This window comes from Roseibium aggregatum, from assembly GCF_014692675.1.
Taxonomy (GTDB): domain Bacteria; phylum Pseudomonadota; class Alphaproteobacteria; order Rhizobiales; family Stappiaceae; genus Roseibium; species Roseibium aggregatum_C.
The window spans coordinates 112,723-137,036 of sequence record NZ_JABFCZ010000003.1; the positions used below are offsets into that span (position 1 = coordinate 112,723).

At 60.2% G+C, this 24,314-nt stretch carries 21 protein-coding genes; 10 read left to right on the forward strand and 11 right to left on the reverse strand.

Annotated elements, in window-relative coordinates; translation table 11 throughout:
* Positions 1 to 193 precede the first annotated feature (193 nt).
* Both nhaD and HK439_RS02975 read left to right on the forward strand, forming a co-directional pair.
* A complete protein-coding gene (nhaD, locus tag HK439_RS02970; protein WP_190289881.1) occupies positions 194 to 1,684 on the forward strand; it encodes a sodium:proton antiporter NhaD in 1,491 nt (496 codons plus the stop codon).
* A 401-nt stretch (positions 1,685 to 2,085) separates the two neighbouring features.
* Complete coding sequence (locus HK439_RS02975; RefSeq protein WP_190289882.1) at positions 2,086 to 2,502, forward strand: MucR family transcriptional regulator; 417 nt, start codon at positions 2,086 to 2,088, stop codon at positions 2,500 to 2,502.
* Positions 2,503 to 2,649: 147 nt separating this feature from the next.
* Here the strand turns inward: HK439_RS02975 and HK439_RS02980 are convergent, their stop codons facing one another.
* A complete protein-coding gene (locus tag HK439_RS02980; protein ID WP_190289883.1) occupies positions 2,650 to 3,081 on the reverse strand; it encodes a SufE family protein in 432 nt (143 codons plus the stop codon).
* A gap of 331 nt (positions 3,082 to 3,412) precedes the next feature.
* Positions 3,413 to 3,883, reverse strand: a complete 471-nt coding sequence (locus HK439_RS02985; RefSeq protein ID WP_209011525.1) for a DUF5330 domain-containing protein — start codon at positions 3,881 to 3,883, stop codon at positions 3,413 to 3,415.
* Positions 3,884 to 4,205: 322 nt separating this feature from the next.
* On the opposite strand from HK439_RS02985, the gene HK439_RS02990 reads away from it, so the two are divergent.
* From HK439_RS02990 to HK439_RS03000, 3 genes are read left to right on the forward strand one after another with little or no spacing between them, the layout of a single operon-like run.
* Positions 4,206 to 6,005, forward strand: coding sequence for a sensor histidine kinase (locus HK439_RS02990; protein ID WP_190289884.1), 1,800 nt, complete (start codon positions 4,206 to 4,208; stop codon positions 6,003 to 6,005).
* 13 nt (positions 6,006 to 6,018) lie between these two features.
* Positions 6,019 to 6,807 carry a peptidoglycan-binding protein gene (locus HK439_RS02995; protein WP_190289885.1) on the forward strand — a complete coding sequence of 263 codons (789 nt, stop codon included), beginning with the start codon at positions 6,019 to 6,021 and terminating at the stop codon, positions 6,805 to 6,807.
* Positions 6,808 to 6,856: 49 nt separating this feature from the next.
* The gene (locus HK439_RS03000; RefSeq protein ID WP_190289886.1) at positions 6,857 to 7,243 is read left to right on the forward strand and encodes a DUF1491 family protein; all 387 of its coding nucleotides are present in this window, start codon (positions 6,857 to 6,859) and stop codon (positions 7,241 to 7,243) included.
* A gap of 28 nt (positions 7,244 to 7,271) precedes the next feature.
* Here HK439_RS03000 and HK439_RS03005 read toward each other — a convergent pair whose 3' ends face one another.
* The gene (locus HK439_RS03005) at positions 7,272 to 8,903 is read right to left on the reverse strand and encodes a peptide ABC transporter substrate-binding protein (RefSeq protein ID WP_190289887.1); all 1,632 of its coding nucleotides are present in this window, start codon (positions 8,901 to 8,903) and stop codon (positions 7,272 to 7,274) included.
* Positions 8,904 to 9,096: 193 nt separating this feature from the next.
* Here HK439_RS03005 and HK439_RS03010 point away from each other — a divergent pair, with 193 nt between their 5' ends.
* Positions 9,097 to 10,398, forward strand: coding sequence for a mechanosensitive ion channel family protein (locus HK439_RS03010; RefSeq protein ID WP_190289888.1), 1,302 nt, complete (start codon positions 9,097 to 9,099; stop codon positions 10,396 to 10,398).
* Positions 10,399 to 10,415: 17 nt separating this feature from the next.
* Here the strand turns inward: HK439_RS03010 and HK439_RS03015 are convergent, their stop codons facing one another.
* Positions 10,416 to 11,573, reverse strand: coding sequence for a DUF2336 domain-containing protein (locus HK439_RS03015; protein WP_190289889.1), 1,158 nt, complete (start codon positions 11,571 to 11,573; stop codon positions 10,416 to 10,418).
* A 449-nt stretch (positions 11,574 to 12,022) separates the two neighbouring features.
* Between HK439_RS03015 and HK439_RS03020 the strand changes: the two genes are divergently transcribed.
* Positions 12,023 to 12,892: a hypothetical protein gene (locus tag HK439_RS03020; RefSeq protein ID WP_209011526.1), complete on the forward strand. Its 870-nt coding sequence runs from the start codon at positions 12,023 to 12,025 to the stop codon at positions 12,890 to 12,892.
* Positions 12,893 to 12,895: 3 nt separating this feature from the next.
* Here the strand turns inward: HK439_RS03020 and HK439_RS03025 are convergent, their stop codons facing one another.
* The 3 genes from HK439_RS03025 to HK439_RS03035 are packed head-to-tail and all read right to left on the reverse strand — an operon-like array spanning position 12,896 to position 16,439.
* Positions 12,896 to 13,519 carry a hypothetical protein gene (locus HK439_RS03025; protein WP_209011527.1) on the reverse strand — a complete coding sequence of 208 codons (624 nt, stop codon included), beginning with the start codon at positions 13,517 to 13,519 and terminating at the stop codon, positions 12,896 to 12,898.
* Positions 13,516 to 14,190 carry a DUF1214 domain-containing protein gene (locus tag HK439_RS03030; protein ID WP_190289890.1) on the reverse strand — a complete coding sequence of 225 codons (675 nt, stop codon included), beginning with the start codon at positions 14,188 to 14,190 and terminating at the stop codon, positions 13,516 to 13,518. The genes HK439_RS03025 and HK439_RS03030 overlap by 4 nt, the downstream gene beginning before the upstream one ends.
* Entirely contained in the window at positions 14,187 to 16,439 is a 2,253-nt protein-coding gene (locus HK439_RS03035) for a penicillin-binding protein 1A (protein ID WP_190289891.1), read from the reverse strand. Before HK439_RS03035 ends, HK439_RS03030 begins: the two co-directional genes overlap by 4 nt.
* A gap of 89 nt (positions 16,440 to 16,528) precedes the next feature.
* On the opposite strand from HK439_RS03035, the gene HK439_RS03040 reads away from it, so the two are divergent.
* A complete protein-coding gene (locus HK439_RS03040) occupies positions 16,529 to 17,038 on the forward strand; it encodes a YcgN family cysteine cluster protein (RefSeq protein WP_190289892.1) in 510 nt (169 codons plus the stop codon).
* 286 nt (positions 17,039 to 17,324) lie between these two features.
* A complete protein-coding gene (locus HK439_RS03045) occupies positions 17,325 to 18,809 on the forward strand; it encodes a methyl-accepting chemotaxis protein (RefSeq protein ID WP_190289893.1) in 1,485 nt (494 codons plus the stop codon).
* Positions 18,810 to 18,895: 86 nt separating this feature from the next.
* Here the strand turns inward: HK439_RS03045 and HK439_RS03050 are convergent, their stop codons facing one another.
* Together HK439_RS03050 and HK439_RS03055 are read right to left on the reverse strand one after the other, a co-directional pair.
* Positions 18,896 to 19,117, reverse strand: a complete 222-nt coding sequence (locus tag HK439_RS03050; protein WP_190289894.1) for a hypothetical protein — start codon at positions 19,115 to 19,117, stop codon at positions 18,896 to 18,898.
* 373 nt (positions 19,118 to 19,490) lie between these two features.
* Positions 19,491 to 21,119, reverse strand: a complete 1,629-nt coding sequence (locus tag HK439_RS03055; protein ID WP_190289895.1) for an FMN-binding glutamate synthase family protein — start codon at positions 21,117 to 21,119, stop codon at positions 19,491 to 19,493.
* Positions 21,120 to 21,332: 213 nt separating this feature from the next.
* On the opposite strand from HK439_RS03055, the gene HK439_RS03060 reads away from it, so the two are divergent.
* Entirely contained in the window at positions 21,333 to 21,749 is a 417-nt protein-coding gene (locus tag HK439_RS03060; protein WP_190289896.1) for a secondary thiamine-phosphate synthase enzyme YjbQ, read from the forward strand.
* Between the two features lie 723 nt (positions 21,750 to 22,472).
* On the opposite strand, the gene HK439_RS03065 is transcribed toward HK439_RS03060, so the two are convergent.
* Together HK439_RS03065 and HK439_RS03070 are read right to left on the reverse strand one after the other, a co-directional pair.
* Complete coding sequence (locus HK439_RS03065; RefSeq protein ID WP_419247571.1) at positions 22,473 to 22,757, reverse strand: YdcH family protein; 285 nt, start codon at positions 22,755 to 22,757, stop codon at positions 22,473 to 22,475.
* A gap of 141 nt (positions 22,758 to 22,898) precedes the next feature.
* Positions 22,899 to 24,149, reverse strand: a complete 1,251-nt coding sequence (locus HK439_RS03070) for a HupE/UreJ family protein (protein ID WP_190289897.1) — start codon at positions 24,147 to 24,149, stop codon at positions 22,899 to 22,901.
* Positions 24,150 to 24,314 lie beyond the last annotated feature (165 nt).

Below are 24,314 nucleotides of genomic sequence, written 5' to 3' on the forward strand. Positions count from 1 at the left end.
TCTATATCCGGGCAACCGGAAACGAGGGGAGTACTTGTGGACGTGTCCATCAAACCGATCTCCCCTTGTCTGGGACGACACTGACACGGACGGCTTTGGATAATTGGTCCTTCTGGAGCCGGGACTTGTTTCCGGTAACCGAATGAAACTCCGGATCGACCGACAGAAGACTGACCCGAAAAGGAAGTACTTGATGAGGTTTTTGTTAGCTTTGGCTGTCCTCCTGAACTCGTCGCTCATGGCGATGGCTGCGGAAGGCGGCAATGGTGGCGGCATGACGGTTGTCGACCTGACCAATTATCCTCTGTCATGGATGGTCATCGTCGCACTCGTTGTCGCTTACGGCTTTGTCGTATGGGGCGAACAGCACCATCTGGAAAAATCGATTCCGGTTCTGATCGGCGCTGGCGTCATCTGGGCCATCGTTGGGATCGTCACTCATCTGCAACCGGATCATGTCATCGTCGAGCAGGCTGAGTTTGGTTTCGAACATTCGATCATCGAAATCGGAGAGCTGACCTTTTTCCTCGTGACAGCGATGACATATGTCGTCACGTTGCAGGAGCGCAACGTTTTCGAGATGGTGCGGTATAAATTGCTCGGCGCGGGTCTGTCGCAGCGGGCAATTTTCTGGGCGACCGGTCTTGCCGCCTTTTTGCTGTCGCCGCTGCTCGACAACCTGACCACCGCCCTTGCGCTTATCAGCGTGGTTATCGCGGTCGGTGCCGCGACGCGGGACAGGATGTTCGTATCGCTGGCTGCAATCAACCTCGTCGTTGCCGCCAATGCAGGTGGTGCGTTCAGCCCGTTCGGCGATATCACCACCCTGATGGTCTGGCAGGCGGGCAAGGTCGAGTTCTTCGAATTCTTCTCCATCTTTGTGCCGTCCCTTGTGAACTGGCTGGTGCCGGCCGTGATCATGTCGTTCGCGATCAAGTCCTCTGACGTGGAAGCCTACAACGAGCCGGTCGTGCTGAAGCGCGGCGCGCGGCGGATGATTGCCCTGTTCGCGCTGACCCTCGTCATGGCCGTGTCTGCCCACATCTTCCTGGAACTGCCGCCGGTGATCGGCATGACCACCGGCCTCGGCTTCCTGATGCTCTACGGCTATTTCCTGTCCCATCACGAGCATGAGCATTTCGAAGCGCCGGTTCTGCCGGACGGGATTCAGGATGACATGCTTGCCGTGCTGGAAACGCACTACAAGCTGAAGCACAAGCCGTTCAATCCGATGACCAGCATCAAGCGGCTCGAATGGGACACCCTGCTGTTCTTCTTCGGCATCCTGATGGCGGTTGCCGGCGTTTCCCAGCTCGGCTTCCTGTTGAAAGTGTCCGAATACATGTACGGCAACCTGGGTCCGACCTTCACCAACTCCTTTGTCGGTGTTCTGTCGGCCGTCGTCGACAATATCCCGGTCATGTCGGCGGTCCTGAAGATGGATCCGAACATGGTGCACGGGCAGTGGATGCTGGTGACGCTGACTGCCGGTGTTGGCGGCTCGCTTCTTTCGGTCGGTTCCGCTGCCGGTGTTGCGCTGATGGGGGCGGCCAAGATGGAAAATGAAGAGGGACGGTATGTATCCGTCTACACCTTCATGGGTCATCTCAAGTGGACCTGGGCCGTAGCCCTTGGCTACGCCGCCAGCATCTGGGTGCATACCCTTTTGCATCAGATGTACTGATCGTCCCAGACCAGACGTGAAATCAGGCCCGGCAGTTCCCGAACTGCCGGGTTTTCACTTTTCGGGGATACGGGAGTGTGACAAGCGCACCGGATTTTCCGGAAAATGAGTGCGCTTGGATGGTTATTTTACTGACGGTTCTATTAAAATGACTGAGGACTAGATTCTCGCCATTATTTTCTCATAATTTTGTTTAATTGGAAAAATACTGTAATTCTCGTTTTTTGGGGGTTGTCCGCTTCGAATGCCGCGTATATAAAAACGCAACCGTTGCCTGCAAAGTAGAATCATTTTTGATTTGGCGGCACGCAAGTATCTATCTATTTAGGATACTTTATGCGTTAAGCAGCTTGCGTGGCTTCAAGAGAGATATTTCCAAATCGGATAAGAATGGGTGAGAGATGACTGATAGTCCAGTAGATGCGAACCTTATTGACCTTACGGCTGACATTGTGTCCGCATATGTAAGCAACAACACTGTTGCTTCGACGGACCTCCCGAACTTGATCAATGAGGTTTATGGTGCCCTGCAGCGGACATCCACCTCCGCTCAGGAACCTGAGCCGGAGCCGTTGAAGCCGGCCGTTCCGGTCAAGAAGTCGGTCATGCCGGACTACATCATCTGTCTGGAAGACGGCAAGAAGTTCAAGTCGTTGAAGCGTCACCTGCGCACCCATTACGACATGACGCCGGAAGAGTACCGGGAGAAGTGGGATCTGGGCCCGGACTATCCGATGGTCGCGCCGAACTATGCCGCTGCCCGCTCCGAACTCGCCAAGAAAATGGGCCTGGGCCAGCAGCGCAAGCGCTCCAAGTAAGCGGCTGACTGAACGGTTCTCCGTTCCGGCCGGACCACGCGCAACAACAAAAGCTGTCCGCTTGCCGGGCAGCTTTTTTATTTGTCTGAGCAGTACTTTGCGGGACGATGCCGGTTATCGAAAATACGGTACCAGGACCGTTTCCGCTCAGGCGGCCGCCAGCGCCTCGCGGGCATCGGACTGGATCCGCGCGACCATGGATTTGAGGCCGTTGGAACGCTGCGGCGTCAGATGTTCCTTCAAGCCGAGCCTGGTGAAGACGCCGTCCACATCGGTGTCGAGAATTTCCTGTGCCGTTTTGCCTGAATAAAGGGCCAGCACCACGGCAACCAGGCCCTGAACGATCAGGGCATCGCTGTCGCCGTTGTATGTGATGACCGGTTCCCCGGAAGAGGAACGGCTGACATCCGTCACAAGCCAGACCTGAGACACGCAGCCGCGCACCTTGTTGGTGTCGTTCTTTTGTTCTTCAGGCAGGCCCGGAAGCTCTTTTCCAAGATCGATCAGGTACTTGTAGCGGTCTTCCCAATCGTCGAGGAAATCGAAGGATTCAAGAATATCGTCAAGGGATGTTGTCATGGCCTGCCAGCAAATTCGGACAATTGAGAAGTCATATAGCTTGGCAGGGGCACAATTTAAACCGGCGCGGCGCAGACAGCACCAAAAGACATGCCCTTCGGGCCGGCATTGAAGCAATAATTCGGGGAAAATCGCGAAACCGGAAAGGAAAAGACGCCGCAGGCGAAGTGGGCAGCTAATCACCTGCGGCGCAGCGGCATGTACCGCCTAAGTAGAGCCGTCGGTCCGGTCCGGGAAGGGCCAGAGGGCCTTTGCCGGTCCGGGCAAGCGGGGGCGCAAACAGCCGTTCATTCGTCCCGGAAGCGACCAGGCTCGAACAACGGCCCCGTGATCAGGTTCGAGAACCCGACCGCGGGTTGGGCCGCGGAACCGGCCCAACTCCTGTCTCCTTTGCGGAGACGGTTTTATCGTGGCCCTGCCAGGGCTGGGCCAGATCCTGTGCAGTCAAAGTGCCATTGGAAATGGCTCCGGTGATCAGGTCGCTGTTCGGATCAGTCTGCGGATGGCCGGCAGCGTCCCTCTCAGCGATCTGCGTATCCAGAAACTCGTAGACGATCCGCGCGCCGTCCCGGGCGCGGGCGCCGATCATGGCAATGGCGTTGCCGCCGGTCTCGCAGGCCTGCGGATTGCGCTTGCAGAACCCGCTGATGTCGCTGACCGCAGCCGATGCCGCAGAATAGGCCGCGACTGGGTCGACCTTGGTTGTCTCGCTTTCGCCCTTGCCCGATCCGAGCGGGATCAGAACCAGAACGAGTGTCAGCCAAAAGGCTGTCCTGAGAAGAAAGAACATGCTGCTACCCATTTATAGTTCATTCGCTTCCAGCGAGCTCGTCTGCCCAGACGGCATCGCTTTTGTTATGGCTCGCACTGTAGCAGCGACATTGAAACGCCCTGTTTCCTCGCGCGGGCGCTTTTTCATCAAATAAAACAGAAGTTTGAGGCAAATTTTCCGAGCATTTGATTCAAATTTTATCCTTTGCCCGCCAAGTGCCCGCGGGCTCATATTTTTTTCCGGAAATTCGCCCCGGCGACTTATCCTTTATCGTTCCTTAAGTGGTCGGCTGGAAAATAAAGTCTCAGACAGGGTTCCAATTCGGCCGCGTATCAGGCCTGGCAGTAGTGTAGTGCGTAACTTTCTGATCCAGCTCGCAGACGATTTGCGAAATTTCTACGGACAGCTGGATGGGTTTCTCCATCCCTCCGTTGCCGATGATCCGTGGCAGCGGCCGCGTCACAAGGCGTTTCTTGCCGGTTGCTTCCTGAGTGGAACCGCTGCCCTTGTCGTCTTGCCGCTGCACCTGGCGCTTGCCGGCCCGACGTCCCCGGCGCTGACCTTTCTGTTGGCGTTCATGCTCGGCCAATGGCCGCTGGCCCTCTATCTCCTCCAGTCCGGTAACCTGGAACGGGCGTACGGGTTTTCGTCGGCCCTGTTTGCCGCTTTCCTCGCCGGACTTTGCGCAATAACCGGCGGATTGTCCTCCTTCGCGCTGGTCTGGTTCGCGGTGGTGCCGATGGAAGCGGCGCTTTCGGGGACGCGCCGAATCATTCTGGCGGTATGTGCGGCTTGCGCCGGGCTGCTGACGCTTCTGGCCTTTCTTCCCGAATTCCCGGCCTTAAATGCAGTGTCTGATCCCGCGTCCATGCTGTTATCCGCCCTTGCTGCCTGCGTCTACATGACGGTCCTGGCGTTGCGCCTGGCGCTTGAGCAGCGCCGGGCGAGGGGGCTGATCGCCGCCGGCGAAGGCCGCTGGCGGCAACTCAACGACAGCACGCAGGAGATCGCCTGTCTGTGCCTTGCCGACGGCACGGTCAAGGTTCTCGGTGGACCGCTTGAGGATCTTCTGGGCCTGACCCAACGCCAGATTTCCGGCGACTGGCTGTTTCAGCGCCTTCTTGTTTCCGACCGGCCGCAGTATCTGACCGCCCTGGCCGAAGCCCGGGCAGGGACCGCGCCGGTTCATCTCGACGTGCGCCTGAGAAAGGGCGGTAATCGCCCGGGCGAGGAAGGTCTGGCCGAGTATGTCCGGCTGGGCCTGCAGATCAGAAAACCGGCGTCGGCATCGGCAAAAGCCGCCGCAACCCCGGCGGATACGGACAACCTGATCCTGACGCTGAAAGAGGACCTGCCGGCGGAAAGCCGGAACGCTGTCGAAAACGACAACGGAAACGACAACGGCGCCGATCGCTGGACCGGCAATATCGCTGATCTGGAAGGTCCCCTTGCCGACATCGTCAACTACGCGGATCTCCTCCGCAAATCGGCTCAGGGAAAAACCGGCTGGGCGCAGGGGTGCGAATATGCGGACCTGATTCACCGCTCAGGCGTGGAAATGCTGCAGACGGTGCAAAAACGGGACGGAGCGGTTCGCATCGAGGCCGGGCCGCGTGCGCTTTCGATCGAGCCGGTCGATCTTGAAGGAATACTGGAAAGCTGCCGGGCCATGCTCGCTCCTGTGGCCGACAGACGGAATATCGTGCTGGACATGTGCGGCAATTTCGACCTGCCGCGAATCCCCGCCGACCGGAAGGCGCTCCGGCAGATTGCGCTGGATCTCATGACCTACGCCATCCAGTCGGCCACGGCGGACGGCACCGTTCTCGTAACCGGTCAGCGCGAAGAGGGCGCTGTCCTGATTGAGCTGATCGTGACGCAAAAGGGTGCCGAACCGGCTTACGGACCGCAGGATTTCAGGACCGTGCGCGGGCAGGGGACCGCCGGGCTCCTTGATGATGCCGCCGGCGGTGAAGACCTTGCCATCGCGGCAGGGCTTGCCCGCCTTCACGGTGGCAGCCTGTCCTGCCAGGTTCGCGCAGAGGAGGGGCTCGTCATAAGTCTCAGGCTCCCTACAGGCGCTGCGAAGAGCAGTGCCCGGACCCTGATCGCGCAGGCCCGGGATGTCCCGCGGCGCAGGGCGAGCCTATGACGGAGCGGGACTCATGAGCCGGCAACGCCGTCAACAGGAACAGGAAGAAGAAAGCTCCATGGCCGGTCGCGTCGGAGGAATCGCCCGTGACAATCCGGTCGCCGCAGGCGGCACGGTGGTCATGGCGCTGACCGGGTGTCTCATCGTGGCCAATGCCCTTGGCCTGCAGTCCGGTCGCCACCCCGCACCCCTGTTCATGACACGGGACTGGGCCAATGACACGCCTGCGATGATCGAGCCGGAAGATCGTCGCGGAACGGCAATGCCGCAGGCCTCCCAGCTTGTGCTCGATCTGCAGACGGCCCTCCGCCGTCAGGATCTCTATAACGGTCCGTTGGACGGGATCAGCGGTCCGGCGACGGAACAGGCAATCCGCATGTATGAACGTGCCCAGGGGCAGGTCGAAACCGGCGAGCCGACGGAAGCCTTGCTGGCGCGGATTACGCTGCAGGGCGCCGCGCCGGTCCCGGCCGTAATTCCGGTTCCCCGGAAAAAACCGTCAGCCGACGGAGGCGAGGTCCTGGAAACGGTAAAAACCGACCCGGCTGCGCACACGCCGGAGGCCGCATCCGGGGCCGCGCCCGATACCGCACCCGAAACCGATCCGCAGATCGTTCAGATCCAGAAACTGCTGTCGGACCTCGGTTACGGTCCCTTGCAGGCCGACGGCGTCATGGGCGAAAATACGGAAATTGCGATCAAGCGCTTCCAGCTCAACTGGGATCTGCCGATTACCGGAAAGGTGTCGCCGGATCTTGTTGCCCGGCTGGAAAGTGTCAGCGGGCGCAAGATCGGAAACTGATCCGCTCTGTCGGCGGATTCCACCCGTCGTCTGGAAGATGAAGGCCTGCATGCGCGTCACATCCGATTTTTTCGTGAGCGCCCTGGTGCGCAAAACCTTCACCGGCAACGGTTTCGCTGCCGTCTCAAAACGCGGGTCCGCCGAAGCCGGTGCAATCTTCATTGTCGTCGACCGGCTCGACGGAACCTACGATTTTTACGGGCCGGCCCCGCAGGCGATGTTTTCCGACCAGCCCCAGGGCCGGCTGTTCGAGAAGATCCTGGAACGAACGGACCGGACGGGGATCGACGACCGCCTTGCCCGCGAAGCGCGCATGGATCCGGACTACTGGGTGGTCGACATCGAAGCCCGCGACGGCGCTGTCGACCTGCCCCTGGCAGAGGATGAAGGCGGGGAAAGCAAGGACGATCCGGCGAAGGGACTGTTCAGGTTTTGAAGGCACGCCGCATATCGAAGCCGTCGCCTCAGCGGGCGATCTTGTAGAGGTTCTTTGAATACCAGTTCTGCTCTACGTTTTTCACCGGCCAGTTCTTGAGATCGCTGCTCAGCAAGTAGCTTCCCGAGTAGTGATAGATCGGGATCACCGGAACTTCGTCAGCGAGGATCTGTTCGATTTCCGTATAGAGCGGAGCCGGGTTGTCCGCAGTCTTTGCCTCGCTCAGCAACGCGTCGACCCGCGGGTTGGCGTATTTGCCGTCATTGTAGCCGGAACGGCTGTCGAGCAGATCGAGGAAAGTCGAAGCCTCGTTATAATCGCCGCACCATCCGCCCCGGGCGAGGTCGAAATCCTGGTGGCCCCGGGTTTCAAGGAACGTTCGCCATTCCACATCGGCGATGTTGACATCCACCCCGAGTTTCTCGCGCCACATTTGCGCGATTGCCTCGCTGATCCGCTTGTGGGCGGCCGATGTATTGTAAAGATAGGTGAAGCTCAAGCGGTGACCGCCGGGCCCGTAGCCCGCTTCGGCAAGCAGCGCCCTGGCCTTGCTGTCCCGCTCATCCTGGGTCATCCAGAAAATGTCTGTGTCGGGCGGCTTGAACCCGGCCACAAACGGCGGGGTAAACGTATAGGCCTCGGTCTGTCCGCCACCCAGGATCTGATCTGTAATGACCTCACGGTCGATCGCAAGCGACAGCGCCTGGCGCACGCGTTTGTCCTTGAAAGCTTCTGGGCCTTTGTCCGACAGGTTGAAGGTCACATAGTAGTTGCACAGACGCGGAAAGCTGACCGTCTCGTCCGGATACCGTTTCTGGAGCTTTTGGAATATGCCCATGGGGACATCGGTCCGATCGAGATCCCCGGTAAAAAACCCGGTGATGGAGGTTTTCTCGTCGCTGATGACATGGGCTTCGACCCGGTCGAGTATGGTATGGGCGTTGTCCCAGTAGAGCGGATTGCGCACGCGCACCACGCGCTTGCCGGGCTCATGTGCGCTCAGCACATAGGCCCCGTTGGAGACGATGTGTTCCGGCCTGGTCCAGTCGCTCCCGAACTGCGCGATTATGTCCCCCGGAACGGGAAAGGTGACGGTATGGACCGTCATCTGCGGAAAATAGGGCAGGGGCTTCTCGAGGCGGACTTCAAGCGTGCGGTCGTCTATCGCCGAAACGCCCAGGTCCTCCGGCGGCTTGAAGCCTGCGCTCACGGCGCCGTTATTTTCCAGCGACATCAGCTCCATGAACCATTGATAGGGAGACTTTGTCGCCGGGTCGGCCAACCGGCGCCAGGCATAGACGAAATCCCGGGCGGTGACCGGGGCGCCGTTCGACCATCTGGCCGTGTCGCGCAGGTGGAATGTATAGGTCTTCTTGTCGGGCGAAAGATCGAAGCCGGTGGCCACACCAGGCACCAGTTCGCCGTTTTCATCCTGATTGAACAGCCCCTCGAACAGGTCGCGGACGATTTCGGCGCCCGCGACATCCTCGGTCATTTGCGGATCGAGCGAACTCGGCTCGTCCAGGATCCGGTATGTGAAACTCTGATCGTCGGCGAGCGGTTCGCCCGTGACCGGATGCGTGCCCTTCGCAAGCGCCGGTCCCGCAGCAAGCCCGATCCAGATGAGGAACAACAGCGCGGTTCGGGAGATACTGGTCATCTGATTGGCCGGGGCTTGGTATGACGTTAGGGAAATGATCGCGCGTCTTGCTCCCAAGATCAAGCAGGGCGCCCGGGCACCGGCAGTGGCCGCTAAGCCAAATCCTTGATAGTATTAGGGCAACTTGGATGGCGTGGACGGACACCAGCCCGGTGTTTTCGTGTCAATGAGCCACCTGCACCGGATGCTTCGAATGGAAACCCAAGGGGTCATCGGCGAGATACTGTACTGGGCGCGCGCGCTGCTCGATTATCTGCTGACGCCCTGGTTCTTCTACCAGGCAGCCATCATTGCGGCGCTGTTCCTGATTGCGAGGGTTCTGAGCTGGCGCGTCGAACCGAAGCTGGAAGAACGCGCGCGCACGATCAAGGGCAGGCCCGGCCTGCTGCGGGTCGTCATCGCCCTGCTACGGCGTGTCGACTGGATCCTGTTCAATGCGTTCCTGTTTGCAGCCCTTGCCATCATGCGAAGCCTCACCTGGCCGAGCCGCAGCCATTTCATTTACCTGACGTTGTCCCTGTCGTTCGCCTGGCTGTTCGTCTCCGTCCTGTCACGGGTGATCCGCAATCGCCTCCTGGCGCGAGTGCTCAGCTGGCTCGCCTGGATCTACGTCGCTCTGATTGTTCTGAATCTTGACGACGAGGCCTTTACCTTTCTCGACAGTCTCGCCCTGACCATCGGCCAGATGCGCCTGTCGGTCCTGTTGGTCTTGAAAGCCGCCCTGTTCCTGTTTCTCGCCGTCTGGCTGGCCGTGGTCGTCGGGCGCTTCCTCGACAACCAGGTTCAGAAGTCGGACGAACTGACGCCGTCGATCCGCGTCCTGACAGGCAAGATCGTCAAGATCGGCCTGATACTCCTTGCCGGAACCGTTGCCCTGTCCGCCGTCGGCATCGATCTGACCGCCCTGACGGTCTTTTCCGGGGCCGTCGGTCTGGGGATCGGTTTCGGCCTGCAGAAGGTGATCTCCAATTTCATCTCCGGCATCATCATACTGCTCGACAAGTCGATCAAACCCGGCGACACGATTTCCCTGGAAGGCACCTTCGGCTGGATCCGGGAACTGCGGGCGCGGTTCGTTTCCGTGGTCACGCGCGATGGCCGCGAATACCTCATTCCGAACGAGGATTTCATCACCCACCGGGTGATCAACTGGTCGTTCAGCGACGAACTGGTCCGGCTCGACGTTGAATTCGGCGTCTCCTATGACGCCGACCCGCACAAGGTCTCCGAGCTGGCGATCGCGGCCGCCAAAACCGTTTCGCGCGTCGAGGCCGCCCGGTCCCCGGTCTGCTGGCTGACCGGCTTCGGCGATTCGTCGCTGGATTTCGTCCTGCGCTTCTGGATCGACGATCCCCAGAAGGGCCTGACCAATGTCCGCGGCCTCGTGCTGCTGGCCCTTTGGGACACCTTCAAGGAAAACGGCATCGGTATTCCTTATCCGCACCGCGAGATCATCATGAAGGACACCGCGTCAGACGCGGGTCCGCAGTCCTGATCACCGGGAAATCCCGCTTACGCCCGCTTTTTGAAGTCCGCCACGGTTCCGGTTTCCTCCGGAACCGTCTCGCGTACCGGTGCCATTGTCTGAACGGGTTTCTTCTGTTCCGCGTCCTGGTAGACCGGTGCGGATGTGCCGGCGGGAAGGCCAAGGGTTTCGCTGGCGACCCAGCGGCGAACCATCAGGCGGGCCGCCCCATCGCTGATCGTGGAGGCGATCTGCACCAGACGCCGGATCTCGTCCAGGGTATGGGTCTCGCCGATCAAACGGATCAGCAGCGAAGCGGTCCGGGCTCCGTTGAAGCCGAGGGCCTTGAAGGCGATGGCGAGCGTTTCGCCCCCGTCTTCGGTCAACATGCGGGCAGCCGTTGCTTCCGGCAGGCCGAGTGTGAAAGCGAGGTCGGTGGCAAACTGGCTTGCCGATCCGGTCATGGCCGATTTTTGCAGCATGTCGAGCAGATGCGCCTTGAAGACCGGTCTCGGCGCCCGGCCCGGCCCCTGGCTTGCCATTTCCACCAGGCTGGCCAGCTCGGCACAGGCAATGGCCTCGGCTTTCAGTTCCCGGGTCAGATGCAGGAAGTTCGACATCAGCCGGTCCGCGCTGAGGGCGCCCCGGGCCGCCAGATCTCCGCCCAGCTCCGCCATGATCTCGCCGCGGTTTTCAACGGCGGCAAGAAGCTGCCCCTCGAGAGAAACGTCCTCCCGCTCCATGAGCATGCGGATAATGTCGGGACCGCCTTGCGCCGCAAGTGTTCTCACAAGCGATTCGCTCAAGCTGGCCCTGTCCGCGATGGCTCTGCGCAGGCTGTCCGGTCCCCGTTCGGCCTGCATGATCAGGATATCCTCAGGTATCGCAGGGGCATGGCGAAGGACCGGATAAGCGGTCAGCGGATCGCGGTCGCCGGCGAGCCGGGCAAGGATGTTGTCGGGCGTATCCGGATGACGCGCCAGCAGACAGGCGATCCGGCGTCTGTCGCGGTCGGGCGTAGTTGACAGAAGGTTTTCACTAAGCTCTTGAAAAACTGAGATTTCCTTGCGGTCGTGCTTTTCGATGCTGACAAAAAGTTCCACCGCGCTGAGCAGCAGGCCGTCGCCTGCTGCCGGGGCAGGCCTGACGCGACTATGATCGGGAGAATGAGGCTCAGCCTCTAAAAGAAACGGCTCGTGTTTCATGGCACTCGTCTACGCACAACAAAATGACAAGTCGGCCTTCCGGCTCTGTTTCGGAAAATTAGAATGAAAGCGTTAGCATCCTGTTAACCCTGAGAAACTCCTAATTGATCCGTCAGGAGTAATGCGTCGCCCGTTTGACCCATGCCGGCTCCAGTAAACGCCGGCTCGGAACAGAAGGAGTAGACGATGGGCACCTTGTTGGATTTTGCGTCCGCGCCGAGGCCCGCTTCGCGCGTTGGACCCCATCGAAACAGCGCCGGCTCGTCCAAGCCGGAACAGCGCGGGGAGGTCATCCTCTTTCCCGGTGTGCGTTACGAGAGGTTGGCACTTGATCTGTCGGCGCGAATCGGGACCATCGGTCATAAGGCCGGACCTGCCGTTCCCGATCGCGATTAACGGATAACAAGTCTCCGGCCGAGGCCATCTTCCTAAGGTGCGGAGACCGCCCGATGGGCATGAAAAATATGGGCCAGGCGGGTTCTGCGCGCCTGAGGAAGCGGGAGCCGGTACGGTCCGGTGTCACGCGCTGTGCCCATGTAGCGACCGCGCTCCTGTGTGCACTTGTTGCCGGCTGCTCCCGGCCGACCGGTGATTTCGACCGGGCCCGGCCATCGGTCATCCACGACAGGGTTATGCCCGAGGCCGGTGAGCTTGCCGCACGCAATCGCGGCGACCCGGTCTCCAAGTTCAATTACACCAATGACGAAAAGCTGCTGCGCGACCGCGGCTGGACCCTGATCCGTCCGCCCTGGACGAAGGACTGGATCGGCGGCACCGTCGTGGAATTGTCCCGTACGCGCGTTCTGCCGGAGGTGGAGGGCCGTGTTCCGCCGGACCTCTATTACATCTTCCTGAGGTCCGACAAGTTCCAATCCAGCGATGCCCGCTACGACCGGATCATCGCCGACGCCCGGGGCGATACCAAGCTGGTCTGGCCGTTCTGCGAAGTCGCACTCAGGGTCACCGAGGCGGACAGGGAACGCATTCGCACCCTGGAGGCCAAGAGGCTGACGACCGAGGAGCTCTACACGGGCGCCAAGGCCCGAGTCTGGGAAAACCAGGTGATGATCAAGTGGGTCTCCCAGGCTCTTCGTTACCGGATCAAGGCCTACCGGACAGCGCTCGACAGCCTGGAAATCGAAACCCCGTCCGGCGACCGTCTCTGGCAGGTCAACACCGCCATCAAGAAGATGGAAACCGAGGTGATCCTGGCCGAAAACGGCTGCCAGGTCGAAGACAGGTATGGTCTGGAAAAGAAGCCGAAAAGGTCCCGGATCTATAGCGGCTGGGGCACCGAACGTCCGCCGCCGGTGAAGTAGGACCTAGCCCAGCGCTCCGCAGCTTGCCGCCTGCAGCGCCTTGCCGACCAGTTTCGCCTCGCTGGGATGGGGCACGTAGGCGCGCAACAGGGCGAAGCCTTCCGTGTCTTCGGTTTCGATCACAATCAGTTCGTCCAGGTTTTCCGGCGGGTTCTCGCGCAGGATCGACAACTGCTCCGTGGTCAGCACCAGCATGGACAGGGTTTCGGAGCCGGCGGTGCGGTTGTTCAGGCTGTAGATGGTATCGCCCCTGGTGTTGAACAGACCCATCGACCAGAACGGAACCGGGATGCTGGCGGTGAACAGGACCGGGCCGTCGTCGAGCTGATAGCGGCATAGCGCGTGTTTCATCGCCGGGTCCAGGCCGGGCAGGGGCTCTGCCCCGGGAACAACGTCCGGCAGCAGGTTGAACGCGCGGTCCGGCCCGAACCGGGCCGCGTTGCTGTAGGCGCTGTGGGTGGCGTTTTGCGGGATCGTGAGCACCACCAGAATGTGCACGATCGCGGCAAGCGACACGACCGCCAGAAGTCCGGCAATCAGGTTTCCCGAGCCGCTTCGGCGGCTGCGGCGCAAATCTGCGAAACGGGACAGGGCGCTTTTCGGCTTGCTCATGCGGGACAGGATCATAGGCAGTCGATCCTGTCGATGGCGGGCATGGTAACGCCTTTCATCGCCGAGCCGGTCGAGACCGGAGCGTCGTAGAGCCTCAGATTGAATCGCAACCCGTGCGTGGTGAACGGGTCTTCGGCGAGCGGGAGCCAGTTGCCGGGCTGCGGCGTGGTGGAGGCGACGATCTCGAAACTTCCATCCGGATTGCGCAGCAGTTGCCGGCTGGTGAGATTGCTCCGCCCGGGCAGCGTTTCCACCAGCCGCCCGGAGCCATTGGTTGCCGTCAGTGTCCACAGCCGCGCGGTGGGCGTCTGGCCGTGAATTCGGTAACGGCACATGGGCTGCAGCGTATCTCCGCCGCTGTCCGTGCGGGCGATCAGCTCCACGCCTTCCCCGGACGCGAGCGGGATTTTCGCGCCCCGGGTGTAGATGGCAACGGAATAGGGATCGGCTTCGGCCGTTCCGGCGTAAGGATAGGTCTCCCACGGACCGATCCTGACCGCCATCAGCGGGCGTTCCCGCTCAATGATGAAATAGGCGGACGATATCCCGATCAGCGAGCCGGAAAACAGGACCAGGGCAAGGATCGCCAGCGCTCTCAAGGGCCGCGGGCGTTGCGGCCTCAGGATCGGCGGCAGGTCCGTTTCGTACCAGTCCGCCTCGCCGAATTGCTTCAAGGGCGCTGTCATTGCACGGCCGCCACGCTGGTTGTCGGACGGGATGCCTTTTGCGGATCGGTTGCGGCTGCCACCGGTTTGAGCGCCTTCAGTTCCTTGCCGATATTTTCCAAAAGTTCCTGGGTCTCCCGGGTCAGCAGCCGCGGTTGGGCGCGTGTGTCTTCGTCCTCATTCGCCTTTGCGACCGGAATGCGTTTCAGGCTCTCGGCATCCACGCCGGGCATGGGCACAAGTTCGACATTCTCATGGGCATAGGCCATGAATTTTTGCCAGATCATGGCCGGCAGGCTGCCGCCGGTGACCCGCCGCGTCGAAGAGAAGTCGTCATTGCCCATCCACACGGCGGCGGTGAAATTTCCCGTGTAGCCGACAAACCAGGCGTCCCGGTAGGCGGAGGTGGTGCCGGTCTTGCCTGCGGCCACGACACCGTCGATCCGCGCCCTGCGGCCGGTGCCGGCCTCAACCACGTTGACCAGGATCTCGTTCATCTCCGCAACCTTGTCCGCCGGCAGGACCCTCTTGGGCGGCGGCTCGTCGCGGGCATGGTCGTAGAGCACTTCGCCCTTCGTGTTCCTGATCTCCTCGATCGCATAGGGCGTCGCCTTGAAGCCGCCGTTGGCAAAATCCGAATAGGACCCCGCCATGTCGATCACCGAGACCTCGGACGATCCGATGGGCAGCGTCACCACATCTTCCAGTTCGTGGGTCAGTCCCATCTTGTAGGCGGTTTCGATGATCTTCTTGCGGCCGATGGCCTGGGCCAGGCGCACCGGGACAACGTTTATCGATTTGGTCAGCGCCAGTTTCAGGGTCACCGCGCCGCGATAGCTGCGGCCGTAGTTGCGCGGGCACCAGTTGCCGATACAAAGCGGAGCATCCGGCACGATACTGTCCTTGTCGTAGCCGTTCATGAAGGCGGTGATGTAAACGAAGGGCTTGAACGACGACCCGGGCTGTCGCAACGCGTAGACGGCCCGGTTGAACTGGCTTTCGCCATAGGAGCGCCCGCCGACCATGGCGACCACGGCACCGTCCGTCTGCATCGCGACCATGGCCGACTCGCCGACATCGCGGGCCTTGCCGTTTTCCCTGAGGATGGTTTCCACCGAAAGATCCGCCTGTTTCTGCAGGGCCGGATCAAGCGTGGTTCTGACAGTGACGATCCTGTCGCGCGCCAGGGCGGGATGGCTGCGTGCAAGCTTCTTCACCTCGTCCAGGGCCCAGTCGAGGAAATATTCCGGCAGCTGATCCTTGCTGCGGTCGACAGCGACGGCCGGATGGCGCCTGGCTCCGATCACCTGTCCTTCGGTCAGAAAGCCTGCCTGGACCATGTTGGTCAGAACCTCGTTGGCGCGGGCGCGCGCCGCCGGCAGATTGACGTGCGGCGCGTATTTCGCCGGCGCCTTGTAGAGGCCGGCCAGCATGGCGCTTTCGGCCAGCGTAAGTTCACGCACGTTCTTGTTAAAATAGAATTCCGACGCCGCCGCCACACCGAACACGCCACCGCCCATATAGGCCCGGTCGAGATAGAGCTTGAGGATTTCCTGCTTGGTGAGGTTCGCCTCCAGCCAGAGCGCCAGATAGGCTTCCTTGATCTTCCGGGCGAGTGTGCGTTCGTTGGATAGAAACAGGTTTTTGGCGAGCTGCTGTGTGATCGTGGACCCGCCCTGGACGACGCCGCCGGCCCGGGCGTTTTCCACCATGGCGCGGAAGGTGCCCATGACGTCGATGCCGATATGGGAGAAAAAGCGCCGGTCCTCCGTGGCAAGCGTCGCCTTAATCAGGCTGTCGGGGATCTCGTCGAGCGGGACCGTATCGTTCAAGACGATGCCGCGCTTGCCGATTTCCTTGCCGAAGCGGTCGAGGAAGGTGACTGCGAAATCGTCTGTCGTGCGCCAGTCCGAATGACGGGTCGCCTCCATCGCCGGCTGGGCGAAGGCGAGCATGACCACCAGCCCGGCCAGACCGTAGGTGAGGCCGTCGCAGGCCAGTTCGTTGAGCATGCGCCAGATGCCGCGCGCGCGGAACCGGCGCAGGAAAACATCATACCGCTCATAGCCGCGGCGAAGCGTGGTCAGAAAGTGCCAGAGAAACGTGTCGACCCAGGCGTCGGCCGACAGGAAAAACATCGAAAGCGACCGTCTCCGGGACGGCTTTGCCGGATCGGGCAGGCCATTCTCCGCACGCCGCTCGCCAGGGCGAACCTCCGGAGCCGGCGCTCCATGGGGCAGTTTTTTTCCGGACTTGTCGTCGCTCGCCATCGGATCCTGCTTGCTGGCGCTTTCAATTCGATGCTAGGTCGACCTGGGTCGCGCCCGAGATTTTACCGTAAAGGAACTAGAAACGGCAGATGAAATCAATTGGCTTGCCGCAAAATCCCGAAGATCCGCCGTTCTGGCGGGTGAAGCGCCTGGACGAGATGAGTCCGGCGGAATGGGAATCACTGTGCGACGGCTGCGCCCGTTGCTGCCTGAACAAGCTGGAAGACTGGGACACGGGCGAGATCGTGTGGACCGATGTCGCCTGCGAGCTGCTCGATTGCGACACCTGCCGCTGCAAGGACTACGAAAACAGGGCCAAGACGGTTCCCGATTGCATTCAGCTCACGGTCGAGGAGGTGAATACCCTGACCTGGCTGCCGCCGACCTGCGCCTATCGCCTCGTGCGCGAGGGCAAGGACCTGTACTGGTGGCACCCGCTGGTTTCGGGCGATCCGGAGACGGTCCACGAAGCCGGCGTTTCCGTGCGCGGCCGCGCCGTCAGCGAAACCGGCATGCGCATCGAGGAATACGAGGACCATGTCGTGACCTGGCCCGGCGAAGTGCCTGAGTCAGAAGAATTTCATCACGACAGTCGGTAATGGCTGTCCAACGTCACAACATACGCTCAGCCGAACAGCGTTCCGGCCAGCTTTATTGTAAGCACTGATGCGATATTGATATTTTTAACTAGTTTCGAGGTATTGCGCTTAAGAATTGAGATGTGCATATTCTTCTATCTTTGATAAATAAAATATGGATGTTTACATATAAGTGTTCAAGTTAAGCAATTTTAAATACGAATTTAGCTATCTTATCCCCTGCGTCATATTTGGCTGATTATACGTCCCGAGGGCAAATGTGACCGCTATGATTTTGGGGAAAGAAATGAAACTGGGTTCCATACTTCAAAGAGGTGCGGATGCCATCTGGGCGGCGCTGGGCAAATCGAGTGCGACAATCGAATTCAAACCGGACGGCACCATCCTTTCCGCCAACGAAAACTTCCTCAAGGTGATGGGATATGGCCTGGAGGAGATCCGGGGAAAAAAGCACAGTATGTTCGTCGATCCGGAATATACAGCCAGTCCCGAATATACCGCGTTTTGGGAGGCGTTGAGGCGGGGAGAGTATCAGTCCGCGGAATTCCGCCGTATCGCCAAGGGCGGGCGGGACGTCTGGATCCAGGGGTCTTACAATCCGGTACTCAACGCGGCCGGAAAAGTGGTCAAGGTGGTGAAGATTGCGGTCGATACGACCGCCGAAAAGTTGCGTGAGGCCGAAATTCAGGGGCAGATCGACGCCATCAGCCGCTCTCAGGCTGTCATCGAGTTCGAACTCGATGGCACGATCATTACCGCCAATGACAATTTCCTCTCCGCGCTTGGTTACCGTCTCGACGAGATCGAGGGGAAGCATCACCGCATCTTCATGGATCCGGCCGAAATATCCACGGCAGAATATGCGTCGTTCTGGGAGGAATTGCGCAACGGGAAATTCCAGTCCGGCGAATTCAAGCGCATCGGCAAGAATGGAGAGCCGGTCTGGATCCAGGCGACCTATAACCCGATCTTCGACATGAAGGGCAATCCCCGAAAGGTGGTCAAGTTCGCGATCGACATCACGAACCAGATGAAGGAACGGCTGCGTCGCCGCAAGGTGCAGGAAGGCATCGATGCCGATCTCGCCTACATGGCGGACGCCGTTACGAAGACCAATGGTCAGGCGGCAAGCGCCTCCAGCGCGTCCACGCAGGCAGCCTCTAGCGTTCAGACCGTTGCGGCGGCCTCCGAGGAACTGGTTGCGTCGATCCAGGAAATCGGCCGCCAGGTGACGCAGGCGATGAAGATCTCCGAAAGTGCGGTCGACAAGGCCGATAGCTCAAGCCGGATCATGTCGAGGCTTGCCGATGACTCCCAGAAGATCGGAGAGGTGATCGAACTGATCGAAAGCATTGCCAATCAGACCAATCTGCTCGCCCTGAATGCCACCATCGAGGCCGCTCGTGCGGGCGAAGCCGGCAAGGGGTTCGCGGTGGTGGCGTCTGAGGTGAAAAGCCTCGCGTCCCAGACCAGCCGGGCGACCGAAGACATTCGGGGCCAGATCGAATCGGTGCAAAGTTCCACGACCCATTCGGAAGAGGCCATCGCCTCCATCCTGGAGATCATCCGCGAGCTGCGTGACATTTCCTCAGGCATCGCAAGCGCGGTCGAGGAACAGTCGACGGTAACCCAGGAGATTTCCGGCAATATGCAGATGGCGTCCCAAGGCGTGCAGTCCATCACGCAAAATCTGACGGAGATTTCCGGTTCCACAAACAGCGTCGAATTGGCCATGAACAAGGTGCGCGACGCGTCCAGAACACTCGTCTAGTTCGGTCTGATCCGAAGCCGGATACAAAAAACCGGACTGTCTCTTGAGGCAGTCCGGTTTTTTTGTGGTGTCAGGGAACAAGCCGGTTAGCCGGTCGTTTTGAACTGGGAGGGTGCCTTGCAGTAAACCTTCACGATTTCGCCGTCGTGAACGATGCCGGATGTGGCGGCGTACTGTTGTCCATGGACCATGCAATAAGACAGGGGGTACTGCCCCGGCGCCACCATCCAGTCGAGCGCCGTATCCCGATTGCAGTCCTGGACCGATACGGATGCAAGGCACACGGCGACGTAGGCAGTGTACAGCATGTGGTCTGGTCCTGTTTTGTGGCACCGCATGGGAGGGTGCGGTGCACCACGAAATTGATTTTAAGAAAAAATGGCTGCGAGTCGATTCTGTTTCGATAAAAACAGAGAAAATAGTGGGAAAATCACGAATTTTTCGAAAACGTATTGTAAATAAACATGTTTTCAAAAAGAAGGACTATGGTAATTCTACGAAAGGCAGAATTTTTTATTTCAATCTGCGGTCGTGTCGGCAACCGGACGTGAAAATTTTCGTTGATGCTGATGCATCCGCGGTCATGACACGGAATGATAGATTTCAGGCGTGACCCGTCCGCCTGTCCCATGCCCTGGCCTGGCAGTTGCCTGTGCGGTCTGAAGCAGGCAGACCGGTAGTTCAACTGTCGGCTTGCTTGATCTCCGACACCGTCTTGACCGGCTCGAAGCTTTCCGCCTGGGCCATCATCCAGTAGGTGGTGAAACCGGGAATATCCTCGTCGTCGAGCAACTGCCCCTCCCGCAACCAGGTCAGGGCGGCGCTGGCCGGCAGGACCTGGCGGTGGCCTTCCCGCAGATAAATGAATTCGGGCCGGAATTCCTTGGGGTGATGGAGCCCGGCAGCCGCGGTGAATTCGGCTACGGCCTTCAGCGTGTTGCGGTGGAAGTTGTAAACGCGCGTCGCCTTGTCAGGCACGACCAGCGCTTCCTGGCGCTTCTTGTCCTGGGTGGCGACCCCCGTCGGGCAGCGGTTGGTATGACAGCTCTGCGACTGGATGCAGCCGAGTGCGAACATGAACCCGCGGGCGCAGTTGACCCAGTCGGCGCCGAGCGACAGGGCGCCGGCAATGTCGAAGGCGCTGATCAGTTTCCCGCTCGCGCCGATCCTGATGTCGTCGCGCAATCCGGTGCCGACCAGCACATTGTGGACGAAGGTCAGGCCCTGGCGGAGCGGTGTGCCGAGCCGGTTTGTGAATTCCACCGGCGCCGCCCCGGTACCGCCCTCGGCCCCGTCGACCACGATGAAGTCCGGTTTGATGCCGGTCTTGAGCATGGCCTTGGCGATGGCCATGAATTCCCAGCGGTGGCCGAGGCAGAGCTTGAAGCCGACCGGCTTGCCGCCCGAAAGCTTTCTAAGCGTCGCGATGAAGTCCATCAGTTCCAGGGGCGTGGAAAAGGCCGAATGGCCTGCCGGCGAGATGCACTCCACACCGACCGGGATGCCGCGGGCCTCGGCGATTTCTTCCGTGACCTTCGCAGCCGGCAGGACGCCGCCGTGGCCGGGCTTCGCGCCCTGGCTGAGCTTGATCTCGATCATCTTGATCTGATCGCTTTTGGCCTGGGCTTCGAATTTTTCCGGGTCGAACGTGCCGTCATCGGCGCGGCAGCCGAAATATCCCGAACCCAGTTCCCAGATCAGGTCGCCGCCGCCCTGGCGGTGATAACGCGACACGCTTCCCTCTCCGGTGTCATGGGCAAATCCCCCCATCCGGGCGCCGGTGTTGAGGGCAAGGATCGCGTTGGCCGACAGCGAGCCGAAGCTCATGGCGGAAATGTTGAACAGCGATGCCGAATAGGGCTGGGTGCACTCCGGGCCGCCGATGGAGACCCGGTAGTCACTGTTGCCATTGTGACAGGGCGCCACGGAATGGTTTACCCAGGAATAGTCGACGTCATAGACGTCATATTCGGTGCCGAAGGGGACATTCCCCTCGATATCCTTGGCCCGGTCATAAACCAGGGATCGCCTTTCGCGGGAAAACGGCGTGCCGTCCTGATTGCTTTCAAAGAAGTACTGGCGCATTTCCGGCCGGATCGCCTCGAACAGGAAACGGAAGTGCCCGGTGACCGGATAGTTGCGCAGGATCGAGTGGCGCTTCTGGATCAGGTCGTGGATGCCGACAACAGACAGCGACGCAAGGATCAGGAACGGCCACAAGAAATGCCAGCTCACCACGAGCATCAGGAAAAAGGAGACAGCGGCAAGAACGAGGAGGCAGAGAAAGACGGCGTAGCGGGCTCGAAACATTGCGATAGGGTCCTGGCAATCAGTCTTGCAGACGAATTTAGGGCATATTTCTTTCGAAAAGAGAAAGCGCAGGCTCAGGACGATCGAGGGCGTTTCGTCTGCCGGCATAGGCAGTCAGGTGTAGCGCGATTTACACGACCGGGGGCGGCCAATAGAACGAAAGGGGTTGGAACCCGTCCCTCTTACCGGCACCGCAAAGGCTTGAACGACACCATGCAGACCGTATTCGCGCTTCAGACCCGGGGGGCAGGCCTCTACGAATTCACCGGCACCGTGGCCGGGTGGCTCGAGAGCGAAGGCGCACGCGATGGTCTGCTCACGTTGTTCGTCCGCCACACATCCTGTTCCCTGCTGATCCAGGAAAACGCCGACCCGGACGTGCAGCGCGATCTCAACGCTTTTCTGGAACGCCTGGTTCCGCCGGCGGGCGATCCGTCCATGAGCTATCTGGTCCACACGCTCGAAGGCCCGGACGACATGCCGGCCCATATCAAGGCGGCGCTCCTGCCGGTCTCGCTCTCCATCCCGGTCATGAACGGCCGGATGGCGCTCGGCACATGGCAGGGCATTTATCTGTTCGAACACCGTGCCCGTCCGCACCAGAGACAGGTCGCTGCGCACTTTGCATGAGCGTTCAAGAGAGGTTCGCCTGCTGCCTGGATCTGCAGCCGACCGACTGGCGAATTTAACGTTCGCTCGACGGTACAACCGGTGCGATGGCGGCAAAGGCGATGATGGCTGACGTGATGATGGTGCGGAACATGGGTCTCTCCTCCGTTGTTGAAAGACCCTAGGCGAGATCCGGTTTGCCGGATGTGATGCCCATCACGCCTTTGCTTTTCGTTCCACCGGCGGCCCTGACCGCAAGGAATCGATTGAATCAACGTCTGAACCACTTGAATCAATTTGCCAGCGCGTTGAATCAATCTCTCAAGGAACGGGAAAAGAGGCGAAACATCAGACTGTTAGCCAAGGCATTTGAATCACCTTTCCATCGCTCTGACTCGGCGGCACTTGAAGAAATATCCGCTCGGAAATCTCGTCCGCCTGGCAGATGGAAAGCGGGGACTGTCGCAAGGTAAGCTTCGCGTAAGCTGCGGAGGGCATGGTGCAGTCAACACACCCGTTGTGTTGCTCATGCCTCCCAGGACTGATGCCGGGTTCTTCCAAAAGAGCCCGGCCTTTTTTTGGTCCGGCATGGCATGTGCGGCCGCTGCCGGCCGCGTCCGGGTCAACGATGGAATGAAAAGAAAAGGGATAGGCGCTGCACTGGAGCGCCTATCCCGAAAAGAGTGGCCCGCGCCGTCGGACGGGGACGACGCGGGCTCCAACACCGGCCTGAAAAGGAGGGGCTCAGGAGCCGGTGCTCTCGCTCGCTGCCAACAGGGCCGCGATCTCGTCTTTCAGCTGAAGACGCTGTTTCTTCAAACCTTCCAGCGCTTCATCCGAAGCAGGTTCGATCTCGGTCTCGATGCGGTGAATTTCGCGGTTCACACTGTGATAGTCTTCGGACAGTTTCGCGAAATGAGCATTGTTCATTTTCAATGCATGCAACGCATCCGCCTGATCGGGAAATTCCTCATGCAGTTCGTGGGGAACGTGACTCATAAACGTTGTCTCCTTTTCGTGTTCCAACATGGCGATGCCGGTGGTGTACCACCTTGAGGCAGATCAAAGAGCGGGTTTTCTTGAAGAAGTTTTTTATTGCAGGCCACCGGCGCGGATCATTTCCTGCGAGCTAAAGGCAGGTGTCGACGTGGATGGAAGTTGGGATTGGTCCTAAACCACGACCATCATTCGTTCCACGACCCACCAGGCGGACAGAAACGCGATGCCGGACAGCGCGCCGACCCGAAGGGGCCGGACCGCCGGTTCGGACAGTCTCGTTACCGCATAGACGATGCCGAGCGTCGTCGCCAGGATTGCGATCTGGCCGACTTCGATGCCGATGTTGAAGGAGGCAAGAGCCAGGATCAGGTCGGGCGCGTTTCGGCCGAGAATATCGCCGAGCACGAAGGAAAAGCCGAGGCCGTGCAGCAGGCCGATGGCGCCGAAGACCAGGATGGATCCGGACCGTCTCAACAGCGCGGCAACGGCCGCATAGAGCACCGAAGCGGCAATGGCCGCCTCCACCAGAGGAATGAACCAGGGCCAGGACGGTGTCAGGCCGAGGAAACTCGCAATCAGCGTCACCGAATGGCCGAGCGTGAAGGCGGTGACCAGCCAGATGAGCTTCCGGGTCGCTCCGACGCCCAACGCAAGCGCCACCACGAGAAATACATGGTCCAGGCCATCCAGGATGTGCAGCGTTCCCTGATGGATGAATTCAATGGCGGTGGCGAGGTGCGAGCCGTTGATTTCCACGCCGTCTTCGAGCTGGCCGGGTCTGGTGGAGGAAACCGGCGGGGAAATGCGGGCATCGACCAGATGATTTTCGATGGACACACCGGGCCCCGGGATCAGCGGATCGTATCCTGCTTTCACGGTAACCGCTGCATCGGGCGCCGGGGCCTGCAGGGCGATCCTGAAATCGATCACGGCGGAGCCGAACTGCGGTTCCGCTTCGGTTCCGCTCGCCGCCAGAGCCGAGCGGGCGCTGTCGCCGGTGTTGAATTCGTCGTCCGGCATGCGTTCGCGTATCCGGAAGCCGGTCACCGTGGCCTTGAGATCCGCGCCCGACTGGGAAAACGCCAGGCTGCCGGCAAGGCGGTCCGAAAATGCCTGTGAGTCAGCTTCTATTCCTGCCAGATCAAGCCGGTAGCTGCCGCCGGTCGCCGTCGTCTCGTAGCTTAGATACGGCGAGTGAAGCGGCTCGTCCTGCGTCTGGGACCGGACTACCAGGTCGGAAAACACCAGCGGCGCCGGCGTGCGGATATAAGCGGCAAGCGCCCCGTCCTCTATGGTGAGCAGGATCGTGCGCAGCTTCGTCCCGTCGGAAAAATGCGCGCCGGCGTTACCGGTAACAGCGAGTACGCCCGCAAGGACAAGCAGGAAGATGTGAAGCGATTTCTGAAGGCGTCCGTGCAGCACTGGATTTGGAACTCACTTGGAAAGGCAGATAGGCAGTTCATCCGTCGCAAGGTGTCATTGTCGGTACGATATTGCCAGATCAATTCCTGTCGAACTTTTTTCGAACCTGCTGACGTCCTCCTGACAGAAAGCTGTCAGGAGGGGGGCAGTATCTTCTCCTCGTCG